This is a genomic window from Bradyrhizobium genosp. A (genome assembly GCF_049949275.1).
Taxonomy (GTDB): Bacteria; Pseudomonadota; Alphaproteobacteria; order Rhizobiales; family Xanthobacteraceae; genus Bradyrhizobium.
On sequence record NZ_CP188196.1, the window covers coordinates 7094196 to 7106989 of the forward strand.

Genomic DNA, 12794 nt, shown 5'->3' on the forward strand with positions numbered 1-12794 from the left:
ACCACGGGATGACCACTTCGCCGACCTTACGACGAGGCACCTCCACCCCAACCGGTGCGCGCCGGAGCCGATAGCTCCGTCGAGAGACTTCCCTGCAAGAGCGATGAAACGATTTTTGCGCGCAAGAGGACGCGCGTCCTCAATTCTCCGCCGAGACGGCAGCTGCGCTCGTGCGGGAAGTGTGCATTCCCATGACTCTTAACGCGGACCGCCTAAAGCGGTCTCGCTCGCACGCCCCTCACGTCCGTCAGCGGGCGGTCAGCTTCGCCGACTATGACCCCTCGCCGGCTTCATCAGCCGGCGGCAGTGTAAACGAATCACTGATAGGAACTCGACTGACCATGGACCGCCGAACCGGCCGCTACATCCACTTTAAATGGCGCGCGAGCGATGCAAATCCGAGCTTGTCCACTGAAGCAATTCCGACGAACGGAACTGGATCGGACCAAGCTAGAGTGTCTCCAATTCAGCTAGGGCGAACCGCTCCGTGATGATCCAGTCTCTGGAAATGAGCCGAGCTCGCTTCCTGTCTGATGCTTCAAAAGCCCAATGGTCTGGCAGAGCGCGATGACCAGGGCCGTTGAGAAGCGGGAACGAGCCGACGAAGACACTTATCGCGCCGAGACGAGCGGCACTCTCGGGCGACGATCGAACCGGGGACCACGCTGCGCCGCATGAGCCCTTCTCGGCGGACATGTGACGGCTGATGATCGGAGCTTGTCAACACAGGGATCGTGGCCAGACGTAGCGGGTCGCGTTCGCTCTGGCCGCCAAGTTCGAACCTTCGATCGACAATTAAAACACACAGAATAGGACAAGAATGATGCACTGGCGCACACCAAGACTACACCTGAATGGGGGCGATGGCTATTTGTCGTCTCATGCCTCGCAGCCCTTGAGGACCTGGAATCTATGGCCGCTCGCGGCCCTTCTCCTCAGCTTGATGCTTTGGGGCGCTCTCTTGCTCTTCGCCACGTTCTCGTAAGCGCCATGCCGCCCATGGGCTCGCGGCCATCTGGCGGCGCTCCCGCTGCCGTGCACGCGCAAGCATCCTCGATGGATCGAGATACCAGCGAATGCCACGTTTCGAGTTCAACAACACGCCCCTTCAGCGCCACAAAGCGCATGTGCGTTCCACAAGCACGCCCTTGGTTCCAGGACTGCCTCGTGCTGGTCGCAATGCCGTTGCCAGTACGACTCGCAGCTAGACGCGATCGAGCCAAGCCCGTCCCGCCATGGGCGCGACCAAGGCCACCAGCTGCGTCGATGCGGTTGGTCGGCCGCAGTTGCATACGGACACTGCCGAGAGCGCAACTCTCCGGAACGATCATGTTGCAGCGACTGCTTGCGCTCTCTAACGCCAAAGGCGCAAATTCCCGCATGACCGGCATCCGGACTCAGTTGGCGCCCGCGGGCGACCATCTTCATGCAGCACGTCGCAGGAGCTTGCAGCGAGCGTGCGTGATCTCCAACCTGACTTGTTTTCTGGCTCTTGCGCAGCGCTTGCAGCTCCTGAAGCACATTTCGTCGGAAGGCCGCTCCTGACCGACCTCTATCCGAGTTTGTGCGATGCCCCATCGAGATGCCGCAGCACATTGGAGTTCGGTTCACTCCGATTGAAGAAGACCGCAAGACATCAATCGTGCCAATCGACGCATTGATCATCGATCTGAAAAACTGGGTGATGGCGTTTTGCGCGAGAACAAGGCGGCCCAGTTCAGGTGTCGTAGTTTGGATTAATCCCGAGTGGCATGCCGGGACCTGCGCTGGTTGCGAGGTCACGCACTGCCGGGCCGTTTTCCTGTTCACCCGAGCCCAGCAGCATGGGGCAGATATGCGCACCATCACTTTCCTCTGCCCGATCACACGAGTTGTGGTTCAGCACCGGCTAAATGACGACGAAGCGGCCGAACACCAGTTTCAAGGCGTGTTTTGCCCCGCCTGTTCCCAGTTGCACTTCGTAGATCGCAAGACCGGAAAGCTGCTAGGCAGGAAGAAGAATGACAGCGCGTCCTCACAGAGCGGCTGAAGTACGGCGCCGCCGAAAACCAATCCGCCGGCGATCCGCGAGGATTTGCCTCCGAGTTCCATCAGAAGGTGCAAGAGTTCAGTATCAGGAGAGTTCAACGGTGGGCTTTTTTCATGGAGCCACCATGAGATCAACCTGCTCGGCAACATTTCGCTTCCTAAATGCGTTGAAAGCACCGCTTATGAGCGCGTTTACGCGCGCAATTTTGAGCTACAAGAAACTCAGCCGGATGCCCGTAGCGGCAAGCCTCTACAGCGACTTTGGGTGAACGCGGCCAACTACAGTCTTTCGCCAATCCAGTGTTGCTGAAGGTGAATGACGCGAGCCAATTTGCATCCGAACCCGCAAGCTTTGCTTGGGCGGCTCGTGATTGCGAACGGCGCCCTTCGCAACGCAACCACAAGAGCAAGCGCAAATGTGTTGACGTTCGTCGGCGCACGGATCTCCTGACCAGATCTCCGACCTAAATTCTTTGATGTGTCGCTTCGTTGCCGTTTCGATTGACCGTCGCAGGCGTCGGCCAGAGAGACACGCTTGTGTCGTGCACGATCGGTCCATCTTCAGCCGATCAGAGGTGTTGGCCACCATTGATCGGCACTTCGACGCCGGTGATATAACTGGCGTCATCCGAGCACAGGAAGAAGATGACCTTAGCGACCTCTTCAGGGGTCCCCACCCGGCGCAGCGGAATGTTCGGGACGACCCGTGCTTCCGTATCCGGTGACAAAATATCCGTCTTGATCTCGCCCGGGGCGATTGCATTCACACGAATTCCATGCGGCGCGTAGTCGTGAGCCATCTCGCGCGTGAGACACGCGAGAGCGGCTTTCGAAGTCGCGTAGGCACTGCCGGCGAAGGGGTGCACTCGCGAGCCTGCAATTGAGGTCACGTTGACGATCGATCCAGACGCGGCTTTCAATTCGCCAAAGAGCCCCTGCGCAAGCAGAATTGGAGCCACCAAATTGAGATGGAATACGTCCATCCAGGTCTCGATCGATGTCGCCAACGATGTTAGTCGTGCGCCGCTCGTCGTCTTCGGTGACATCGCTGCATTGTTGACCAGGGCGTGCAACGGCGCGCCCGCGAGGCGCTCTTTGACTTCGGCGACGGCGCGCGGCAGCAACCGATGTTCGCTGAGGTCGAGCTGGACATGATTGTCGGATGCGGCCTCCCAAGGGCATCGCCGGGCATCGATCGGTTGTCGCGCGCAGGAGATAATACGCCAGCCGGCCTCCGAAAACAGCTTTCCGGTGGCGTAACCTATCCCACGCGATGCTCCGGTCAGCAGCAGCGTCTTTCGGTCTCTCCGCCGGACGCGTGCCTTGTCCGATTTGAATGAACTGTCCTCGTTGTCAACCGACATTCGTCTGGCGACCGCATCCTTGTTCGGCAGATCGGCCCTCAAACACGCCTCCTATCAGGTTACGCTCAACCTTCTTGGTTGCAGGATTTGGGCCATCTCTATCGACAGAGTGATTCACGCGTGTCGCGAAGCAAAGCGCCGTGGCTTACGACCTGCTTGGCGAGTTCCAGACATCAAGTCCGTTGGTTTTCCGACAGCGGCAACGCGAGGACTGCGCGCGACATGACCTTCACTCTTTTCGCGCACAGCTGCGCAACACTTCGTTCAGTAAATCTGGGCTGAACGCGCGAGTGAAGGTCCTGCCGATGTTGAATGCCGCCGCACGCGGCTCGTCCCGATCCTCGAGGAGCTATCAGCAACAGGAGGGGCACCCATCCGTCCATCCAATGGTGCATGCCAATTCGAGACGCCCGCTCGCTGGCAACCGCAGCGGTTCATACCGCTGCTCTTGCCCTAATCCACCAAGAGGCATTCGAACGCGGGCGCCGCGGAATAGAAGGCCATCCTCAGGCGTCAGCAGCCTCAAAGTACCTGGCGTAAGGTCCCTCTTTGAATTGGCGACGCAACTCATCAAAATCCTCTACGGTTTGGTCGAGCGGTCGCACTTCCTGGCGCTGAAGTTTGACGCGACCGGAAACATTCCGCATACGAACCCCGAGGAATTCCCAAACCAACTCCAAGCACAGGTGCGGCTCGCGAAGAAGCGTCTCATACTCCAGCTCGAGGATGTTGGTCGACGCGAAGGATTGCCCGATCCTATCGTGGAACTCAGCGGTGGTCTTGAAGTAGGTTTCGCAGCTGCTGACGCTTAGGCTGACGAGTGGCGGTTGCGAGTCGTCGCTATCAGAGCTGTATTTCAGCCATTCACCGGTTTGCCTCGCTTGAACGAGTGAGCGAAGCGATTCCAGCGGATTTCTACGACACACGATGACCTTAAGGCGCGGCCAACCGGCCAGCTCAGCCATCATCCCCGGACGGTCATGAAACTGCGGTTCGTTAATCTTGCAGCCAACATGAGTCACGTCGATATTGTCGCTCGGCGTTGGATAGCGCAGGTAGGCGCACTCCAGAAGCTCTCGATCACTACGTAGGAGCCGCGCCTTGTCGGGCCAATTTTGATCGTACTCATTGAGCAATTCCCCGTTGCTCACCACGTTCGGATGTTCATTGAGCAATTCTTCCAGATAGTGGGTGCCGCTCCTCGGCATCGCGAGGATGACGAATGGCTCTGGCGATCGTTCCGATTTCAACATTGTGACAGCTCCTGATTGACTCGGTCGAGACAGTTCGGCCTCTAACCAATGAGGCTAGATCAGCCCGCACGTGATACTATCTTTCCACAAGGCGGATATATCGGCGAGATACGAGCATTCTTGCCGCTGGCTCCCATACCCGCAAATTTCCGCAGAACTTATTCACACTATGTGAGGCATGGTTTGTTCAACGCATCAGCCGGCGGCGAAGCAGCAAAGCCGATACGACGAACGCGACTACAGTGTATATGCAAAGTACCCCAATATGCAGGCCGACGCTGCTGGCGTCCCGATCCAGCATTGCTGGCCGAATGAGATCAATCGAATGTGCTAGCGGCATCGCCTCTGCTACGCGCTGCAGCGCGATGGGCAATTGAGCTACGGGAAAGATCGCACCGCACAAGTACATCATGGGTGTGAGAAAGAGGGTCTGATAAAACACGAAGTAGTCGTAACTGGGCGCGAGCGCTATCACGACCATGGCGAGGCTGGCGAAAGCAACACCAGTGAGCGCGACAGCCGGCAGCGCGTAAGGGATGGAGGGCCACGCCGCATAGCCCAGCGCGGCGGCTACAATCGTAATTCCTGTTCCTGCCAGAACGGCCTTTGTCGCTGCCCACGCCAATTCCCCGAGAACGACGTCGCCAAGCGTGAGCTCCGTGCAAAGGATGGCATCCCAGGTGCGCTGGGCATTCATCCGAGCGAAGGCCCCATAGACCGTTTCAAAGGTCGCCGAAATCATCGCGCTTGTCGCGACCATCCCAGCAGCCAGAAAGGCGACGTATGAAATGCCATCGACTTGGCCGATCATCAGTCCCAGGCCGAAGCCGAGACCGAACAAGGCGCTCATGGGCTCGGCGAGGTTTCCCAGAAGCGATGCCAGCGCGGCTTTGCGCCAAGCCATGTAATTCCGGCGCCATACGGCGCTCCAGTTCCACGCATTGGCGGGCAGAGCCGCCGCGTACTGCTCCCACATCATTCAGTCCCTCATCTCCCGTCCGGTCAACCGTAAGAAGACGTCCTCGAGGTTCGGTGGCCGCTGAAGCAGACGAAGTCCGCTCCGCCCACGCAGCCGCACGAGCACCTGCTCTGGATTCGGCGCATAGCAAAAGAGCGTCTCGCCGCTGATTTCGGTGCGTTGAGCGAGCGGCTTGATGAGTGCGCAGAGCTCGTTCGGATCACCACCGTAGACCTCAATGACTGGGCAACCGATCTGTTCGTCGATCAATGTGTGTGGCGGCCCTTCGGCAATCTTGCGTCCTGCCTCGAGGACGCACAGGCGATCGCACAATCGCTCCGCCTCCTCCATGAAGTGCGTCGTCAAAAGGATGGTCTTGCCGCGCGACAGCAGCGCGCGCAGCCGCTCCCAAATCAAATGGCGCGCATGCGGATCGAGCCCGGTGGTCGGCTCATCCAAGATAAGGATCTCCGGATCGTTGATGAGCGCCCGCGCCAGCGTAAGACGCCGCTTCATGCCACCGGACAGTTCGGTCACCCGCGCGTCTGCCTTGCTCTCAAGGCGGGCGAACTCGAGAAGGGACGGCGTGATCTTCTCGACATCCTTTGCTGTCATCCCGAAATAGCGCCCGAACACCAGCAGGTTTTCGCGTACGGTGAACTCGAGATCAAGATTGTCAGCTTGCGGAACGACGCCGATGCGCTTGCGCGCCAATCGAGCGCGTGCGGGCACTTTCTCGCCGAGCACGGTTATCTTGCCAGCCTCGGGCGTGGACATCCCGAGAATCAAGCGCGCAATCGTGCTCTTGCCCGCGCCGTTCGGTCCCAACAGGCCGAAGCACTCTCCCGATGCCACCGTGAACGACAGCTGGTCGACGACCACCTTCTCGCCATAGGACTTTTTCACGGTCGTGAAATCGATAGCCACGTTCGATCCGCGCCCGGCCCCCCTGTCAGCCGGCGTGACCGGCGCCGGCTCCGTCGCGATTGTTCGCCTTGAGATTGGCGCTGCTTCGACGCCGCCAAGCATTTTTTCTATTCCTTCTGCTACAATTTGTCGGCCGGACCAGCTCGCTGATCTCGCCTTCAACAACCGCAATGCGATCCGTCTGCGATACGGCAACTCTGACTTAGTGATATGTCAGCCTGCGAAGCGGATTGCTTATGCAGACGGCCTCCGAAAGCTAGTGATCAAGCAATCTTCGTTAGCCGACTCACCTTGGCAGTGGACACGCTCGACCTCGACCAACGCTTCATTCAACATGGCGATGACGGTCTCTGCACCGGCCATGTGTCCCCAGCGTCGGCAGATGTGGTCGCGCGCCGATCCGAAAACCAGAAGCCCGTCTGGCGCGAGCATTCCGACCAAGTTGTCGACCGCTGTGCGCATCTCCAGCGTATCGCTGAGGTAATAGAGGACTTCTGCTACAACAATAAGGTCGAACCGCTCTGGTGGTGAAAAGTGTTGGAGGTCGGCGACTTTCCAGCCGATGTGTGACCATCTCTCCGTCCGGTGACGTGCGCGGCTAATGGCCTGCGGCACGACGTCGACGACCGTGAGCCGCTTGCAGTGAGGCGCGAGCATCTCGGTGAATGCGCCCGCAGCGCACCCGACCTCCAACGCGCTTGTGATGCTTTGGCGGGAGAGCGACATCCGAAGCATTTGCGTGTATCGCTCCCGCTCGAACGGATTCGCGTCCAGACGCCACGGATCATCGGCGACCATTTCTCGCTCTAGCAACTGATAGTTCTTGTCTAGGCTCACGAGCTTCTCACCTCTTTGACGCGCACAGTTACGCGTCGCCTCCAGGCCTGTCAGGTACCGTCAACGTCAAAAGCATGTGCACGTGTAGCCGTTTCGCCCATCGACGGTGCAATACCCGAATGGCCTGTGGCATCTAACGTGGCGCTCTGCCTCGGCGTGCTGGCCTGGCCTTCACCTGAATCTGGCATATTGGCGGACTTGCGCGACAACCAGTCACTGTTGCTCAATGTGCACAACGCATATACCTTCACGGGAAGTAACAGGAACATGCTGATCGGTTTGTGTAGAGCGAAACCGAGAAAGCGAAGCTGTCGGGCACGAAATGCTGCCAAGCTGCAGCGAACCATGGTCATTGACGCGATGATCAGTACCGTCGGCCACGGCAACTCGCTCGTCATGGCGATTTGCGCAAGCGCGGTCACTATTGAAACGCCGAGCAGAAGCGGAAGGAGGTTCTGCCCGACAATGTCCAGCGTGATGTAGAAGTCGAGGCTTGGCAGCAGGGGTAGCGCAAGCGCTGTATCCCGGAAGGTACTCCGTGCCCACCGCAATTGTTGACGCAGATATGGCACCAGCCTATCCGGAACGACGGTTGCTGCGATCGCGTCAGGAACGTACTCAGTTCGAAATCCGGCCGCGAGCATCAGGATCGTGAGATGGCGATCCTCGCCGAAGTCGCTTGGCTTTCCTCGAAAATACTGCGTCTCGTACTCGTGGAGGACCAAATCGAGCGCCGATCGGCGATACATGGCGCAGGGGCCACAGCAACACAAGACGGCTCCGAAGCGAGCTTCCGCCAAACGCTCTTCGTTACAGGCCAGCCAGTACTCCATATCTATCAGCCTGGTCAGCCAAGTGCCGCTTCGATTGCTGGCTGTGAGCTGCCCCATAACAGCGCCAACCGCTGGATTTTGCATCTTCCGTACAAGTTTGGTCACCACGTCGACGGCGATTGTCGTATCTGAATCGACGTTGAGAACCAAATCGCCGGACGAGCGGCGTAGCGCTGCAATTTGCGCCTTGCGCTTGCCAACATTCTTTCCCAGCCACATGAAGTTGAACCGCGGATCATCTGTGTAGGTGTCCTGTACAGGCCACAGGTACCTACGATTTTCCGAGCCGTCATCTACCACGTACACCCGCACTTGCCCTTCGTAGTCTTGGCTTGCGATCGACTCCAGGCACGCCGACAGCGTGCGCGGGTCCTCGTTAAAGCAGGGCACGATCACATCGACGCTCGGCAGCGGACCGGTCTCGGAAGCGTCGTCAGTCGGGGACGGGATCTGTGTTCGGAGCGCGTTGAGCGTCTGCATGCTCCTGTAGATGGAGGACAGCAGGGCATACGACGACACAGCGACAACGCTTGTTGTGGCAAGCAGATTCATGGGGGCGGCTCTTTTTCAATGAGATTGAGGAAGTGAGCAGATGGCGAATCCTTGCTCGCCCAATGCCGGAATAAGCCGGGAAAGCGCCTCGAGGGTCTGATCGCGACCGCAATCGATGGCTTGTTCGCGCTCGACGGGAGGACATCCGTCGTGCAAGAGCACAACAGCACCGGGCCGGACCAACGCCAGCACTGCGTCGACAATCGCCGGAACCCCGGGACGAGACCAGTCTCTCGGGTCTACTGACCAGTCCAAGGGGACCAGTCCGGCTTTGGTCGACATCGTGAGTACCTGGTCAGTCCAGATGCCATACGGCGCACGTATGTGCCGCAGTGACGCCTGGGGACAAACCGTCCTGATGACGTCGCTCGCCGACTGAATCTCGTGTTCCACTTCAGCTGCTTCGCATCTGGAGAGATCGGGATGCGTCATCGTGTGGTTTCCGACTTCATGCCCTTCTGCGATTATTCGTTGGATCAGCCTCGGGTGAGCTGCCGCGCACGCCCCGATGACGAAGAAAGTCGCCGGCACCCCGTGCTCCGCGAGAACATCAAGGATAGACGCCGTCCAACGTGGATCCGGACCGTCGTCGAAGGTCAGGTAAACGTTACGATCTCCGGTGACGCCAACGTGCTCGCTTCGCACTTCCGACAAGCGGCCAAGGTAGGTCACAGCTCTGGCCCGTTCCGATCGATCATGATCCCGACCGGCCATTCGCTTATCGGACGTCCGATTGGGAAGACCAGAACCACCAAGTCGTCGTCGGTACGGGTCGGCGGCAAGTCCAGATGAATATCCGGCCGCGTTGAACGCACGCTCACTCCCGGCAAAATCGTTGCGAGACCCTGACGGCCGACCAGCTTGGTCACATGCTTCTGCAACGCCTGCCGTACTGCACCAAAGCCAAACGGGACCGCGAGCTGCTGCAGCACCGGATACATCACCCGCATTGAGTGGGTGATCCCCAGCCCCTCCAGATCCGGACGAACACCGTACAATCCTAGCTCAGCCACGAGCAGGTCGACGTCTCCGACTTTGATGAAGCGGCGCAGTGCGCCGATATGAGCTGCTATGCCGTTCGCATCGTAGCCGATGGCACGAATCTCGGGCCTCGCGCCGGCCCAGCTTCGTCCGCCTTCGAACGGCTTTGCATTAAATTCACCGGTCGGCCCGTACGTCTTACGAAAGAACTCGGACAGTTCGATGTGTTCAGCAAGTTGCAACTCGTTTTCCCAGCACACCCTCCACCGGACTTTGGAGTGCGTGGAGAACGCTCCTGTATCGTTGGATATGGCAATGTTCATGGTGGTCCCCGTTGCGACGTTCGAGATCTGATCTGGTACTTTGTGCACGCGCGTCACTTATTCTCGCCGGGCGCATTCATGCGCCAACGGGAGAGGTTGGCGCGGGTCGCCTGGATCCAGTGCTCACCGTTCGGAGAAGCCGCGTTCGCGATGGAGATGACATGAAGATGACATCGAGGCGCGGCGCCATTCGCATAAGACCGGGCGGATATTTCAGCAGCGCTTTGGGCAGATCGCCTTCGAGCCGCGATCCGTTTGGACGCGTTGCCAGCGCGCCTGACATCCGAACGCGGACCGAGGAACGGCGGGGTCGCGTTCGACATGCGCCGCGATGGATGCTTAGAGGACGCTAGAAAATCCCTCTCGGGGCTGGTCCAACGATTAATAATCATTGTGGTACGCCTCACTCCGATCCGACGTTTTTGGTATCTCGCACTGCATCAAATTGGTAAAATCGATTGTTTCTATGGTAGACATCCACCGATTGGATACTTCCCACCATGCGTTTCAAAGGGCTTGATCTGAACCTTCTCGTCGCGCTCGACGCTCTGATGACGGAGCGCAACCTCACGGCGGCAGCGCGGAGAATCAACTTGAGCCAGCCGGCCATGAGCGCGGCGGTTGGCCGGTTGCGCTCCTACTTTCGCGACGATCTATTCGCGATGAGGGGCCGAGAACTCGTCCCGACACCACGCGCCGAAGGACTCGCCGGCCCAATTCGCGAAGCCCTGCTGCACATCCAGCTGTCCATTATTTCGCGGGATGCGTTTAATCCAGCTCTATCGGACCGCCGGTTCAGGATCGGCGTTTCTGACTTTGTTATGGTCGTGTTTTTTCAGGCCATCGTGGAGAGGGTCGCACGGGAGGCTCCTGGCGTTACGTTCGACTTTCTGCCTCTCGCCGACGACCCCGATGAGCTTCTCCAGCGCGGTGAAATTGACTTCCTTGTCTTGCCGGAAATGTACATGTCGCGCTCCCACCCAAGAGCGGCGCTGTTCGAGGAAAAACTCGTATGCGTGGGGTGCCGGAGCAACAAGCAGCTCTCACGCAACCTGACGTTCGAGAAATACATGTCGATGGGACACGTAGCGGCTAAATTCGGGCGTACGCGAAGGCCTTCGATCGAGGAATGGTTCTTGATTGAGCACGGTCTCAAGCGACGCCTCGAGGTTGTCGTGCAAAGCTTCAGCATGATTCCACCCATGCTCCTGGGCACCGGTCGTATAGGCACGATGCCCTCGTTGCTGGCCAGGCATTTCGGAAAGACGACGCCCCTGCGGATCGTCGATCTTCCGCTGCCAATTCCGTCTTTCACAGAGGCCGTTCAATGGCCGGCCCTTCACAATACCGATCCGGCAAGCATCTGGATGCGGACAATATTGTTGGAGCAGGCTTCGCGCATGCCATCGGCGCGCGCCACTGCAGCAACTCGACAGGCCTTGGAAGAGTGTTCGCCTTCCAAGTGAATAGAACACTATTGCAAAATTCAGGTGTGAACTGAAAGCGACCTGCTAGTGAACGGCGGCAGAAGCAGAAAAACGCTCTCTTGTTGCATCTTCGCGTTCAACTGTTTGGCCCCGCCATCAGAGCCGGCGCATGACGCCGAGCCGAGAGCGAAGGGCTGAGCAGACGCAACACACTCGGGTTGCTGACGGCGCCAAGTGTGTTGCGTCAACATCACCCAGTCGCCGCGAAAATTTGACGACGCCCCCCTTTGGTGATAGCCGCGCAGTCCCGTCGTTCTCATCGACATGCAATGTGCCGCTTGCGATCGTCTCTAGGAATGGAGCCAACATGTCATTGGTCTCTGACAGTGCTGATCGATGTCGATCGACGACGAAATTGCGAATCAGTTGGTGCGACTGGCGAGGCGCAATTTGCGGCCGATTCACATGTCGAACACGCCAGGGGCTGCACGGACGCGCAAGTTGATCTCGTTTTTGAGATCATGCGAAAACCGCCTCGCGCCTGCGCCAGCCTGAACTCACTACCGCGCAGATATCAGCCGATCATCCGGCTCCAGTATCCGCATGGGCACGGGAATGATAGTTCGACAGTCCTTGGCCGCTCGCGCAAAAGAGCGCCTGCTCTCCCTCAATCACGCACCGCAAACCACCCGCTCTCATCGGTCGTTCTCACTTGCCATCACCCCGCTCCGCCGGCCCTTGCGGTGATCGTTCAGGCGTCGCGATGCTCTGACCCGAACAGTTCGCCGTCAGTTTCGCGCACCAGTCGGTCGTGGATACCGCAGAGCATTCGATTGTCCAGATTCGCCTGGCAGCGGCTGCCTGGATTTCGAGCAAGGCAAGTCCGTCGCTGTTGCTCAACCGCGTCACTTGAGTGCGTATCGCGCCTTCCTCGCTGAACGCCGCCGATCGGTCGTCTTTTCGCCCAACGGCGCAGTCAAGCGCCTCGGCCAGCTAACGATCACAAACAGGGAGCCGAACAATGCTGCAGTATAGTGGTGTCTACGATCCGGAAGATCTCACGGTCATCGGCGCGATCTTTGATAAAGCCATCGCGTCATTGCCGGCATCTATGCGTACGCCTGAAAACCGGATCACAATCGCCAAACTTGTTCTGGAGCGTACAGCAGCAAGCCAATCCGACTTGGCGTCCCTTATGCTCTTGCTCGACGCCCTTCCATCTGCCCACTCGGTTGAGCGGCGATCGGAGGAGAGCCAGCCTGCTTGCGCCAGAACGAACGACTGCTCAACCAGCTGATTCAAGTAGCTTGA

General features: G+C 58.7%; 11 protein-coding genes. 3 read left to right on the forward strand and 8 right to left on the reverse strand.

Annotation, left to right across the window (positions count from 1 at the left end; translation table 11 throughout):
* Nucleotides 1–1582 precede the first annotated feature (1582 nt).
* Entirely contained in the window at nucleotides 1583–2029 is a 447-nt protein-coding gene (locus ACP2YP_RS33260) for a hypothetical protein (RefSeq protein ID WP_426420415.1), read from the forward strand.
* Nucleotides 2030–2597: 568 nt separating this feature from the next.
* Here the strand turns inward: ACP2YP_RS33260 and ACP2YP_RS33265 are convergent.
* The 8 genes from ACP2YP_RS33265 to ACP2YP_RS33300 form a co-directional block, all read right to left on the reverse strand.
* Entirely contained in the window at nucleotides 2598–3392 is a 795-nt protein-coding gene (locus tag ACP2YP_RS33265) for an SDR family NAD(P)-dependent oxidoreductase (RefSeq protein WP_426426343.1), read from the reverse strand.
* 506 nt (nucleotides 3393–3898) lie between these two features.
* Nucleotides 3899–4645 carry a sulfotransferase gene (locus ACP2YP_RS33270; RefSeq protein WP_426420416.1) on the reverse strand — a complete coding sequence of 249 codons (747 nt, stop codon included), beginning with the start codon at nucleotides 4643–4645 and terminating at the stop codon, nucleotides 3899–3901.
* Between the two features lie 187 nt (nucleotides 4646–4832).
* Nucleotides 4833–5621, reverse strand: a complete 789-nt coding sequence (locus ACP2YP_RS33275; protein WP_426426344.1) for an ABC transporter permease — start codon at nucleotides 5619–5621, stop codon at nucleotides 4833–4835.
* Nucleotides 5622–5624: 3 nt separating this feature from the next.
* Nucleotides 5625–6632, reverse strand: a complete 1008-nt coding sequence (nodI, locus tag ACP2YP_RS33280; protein WP_426420417.1) for a nodulation factor ABC transporter ATP-binding protein NodI — start codon at nucleotides 6630–6632, stop codon at nucleotides 5625–5627.
* Nucleotides 6633–6764: 132 nt separating this feature from the next.
* A complete protein-coding gene (gene nodS, locus ACP2YP_RS33285) occupies nucleotides 6765–7328 on the reverse strand; it encodes a nodulation methyltransferase NodS (RefSeq protein WP_426426345.1) in 564 nt (187 codons plus the stop codon).
* Nucleotides 7329–7417: 89 nt separating this feature from the next.
* Nucleotides 7418–8752, reverse strand: coding sequence for a chitooligosaccharide synthase NodC (gene nodC, locus ACP2YP_RS33290; RefSeq protein ID WP_426420418.1), 1335 nt, complete (start codon nucleotides 8750–8752; stop codon nucleotides 7418–7420).
* A 15-nt stretch (nucleotides 8753–8767) separates the two neighbouring features.
* Entirely contained in the window at nucleotides 8768–9424 is a 657-nt protein-coding gene (gene nodB / locus ACP2YP_RS33295) for a chitooligosaccharide deacetylase NodB (protein ID WP_426420419.1), read from the reverse strand.
* A complete protein-coding gene (locus ACP2YP_RS33300; RefSeq protein WP_426420420.1) occupies nucleotides 9421–10056 on the reverse strand; it encodes a NodA family N-acyltransferase in 636 nt (211 codons plus the stop codon). The genes nodB and ACP2YP_RS33300 overlap by 4 nt, the downstream gene beginning before the upstream one ends.
* 500 nt (nucleotides 10057–10556) lie before the next feature.
* On the opposite strand from ACP2YP_RS33300, the gene ACP2YP_RS33305 reads away from it, so the two are divergent.
* Nucleotides 10557–11522, forward strand: a complete 966-nt coding sequence (locus ACP2YP_RS33305) for a LysR family transcriptional regulator (protein WP_426420421.1) — start codon at nucleotides 10557–10559, stop codon at nucleotides 11520–11522.
* Between the two features lie 982 nt (nucleotides 11523–12504).
* Nucleotides 12505–12780 (forward strand): hypothetical protein, encoded by a 276-nt coding sequence (locus ACP2YP_RS33310; protein WP_426420422.1) that lies wholly within the window; start codon nucleotides 12505–12507, stop codon nucleotides 12778–12780.
* Nucleotides 12781–12794 lie beyond the last annotated feature (14 nt).

What these genes read in the sequence shown, in the direction of transcription:
- ACP2YP_RS33265 (WP_426426343.1), bottom strand. Translation starts at nt 3,392, where the DNA reads ATGTCGGTTGACAACGAGGACAGTTCATTCAAATCGGACAAGGCACGC.
- ACP2YP_RS33305 (WP_426420421.1), top strand. Translation starts at nt 10,557, where the DNA reads ATGCGTTTCAAAGGGCTTGATCTGAACCTTCTCGTCGCGCTCGACGCT.
- nodI (WP_426420417.1), bottom strand. Translation starts at nt 6,632, where the DNA reads ATGCTTGGCGGCGTCGAAGCAGCGCCAATCTCAAGGCGAACAATCGCG.
- ACP2YP_RS33300 (WP_426420420.1), bottom strand. Translation starts at nt 10,056, where the DNA reads ATGAACATTGCCATATCCAACGATACAGGAGCGTTCTCCACGCACTCC.
- ACP2YP_RS33270 (WP_426420416.1), bottom strand. Translation starts at nt 4,645, where the DNA reads ATGTTGAAATCGGAACGATCGCCAGAGCCATTCGTCATCCTCGCGATG.
- nodC (WP_426420418.1), bottom strand. Translation starts at nt 8,752, where the DNA reads ATGAATCTGCTTGCCACAACAAGCGTTGTCGCTGTGTCGTCGTATGCC.
- ACP2YP_RS33310 (WP_426420422.1), top strand. Translation starts at nt 12,505, where the DNA reads ATGCTGCAGTATAGTGGTGTCTACGATCCGGAAGATCTCACGGTCATC.
- ACP2YP_RS33275 (WP_426426344.1), bottom strand. Translation starts at nt 5,621, where the DNA reads ATGTGGGAGCAGTACGCGGCGGCTCTGCCCGCCAATGCGTGGAACTGG.
- nodS (WP_426426345.1), bottom strand. Translation starts at nt 7,328, where the DNA reads ATGGTCGCCGATGATCCGTGGCGTCTGGACGCGAATCCGTTCGAGCGG.
- ACP2YP_RS33260 (WP_426420415.1), top strand. Translation starts at nt 1,583, where the DNA reads ATGCCGCAGCACATTGGAGTTCGGTTCACTCCGATTGAAGAAGACCGC.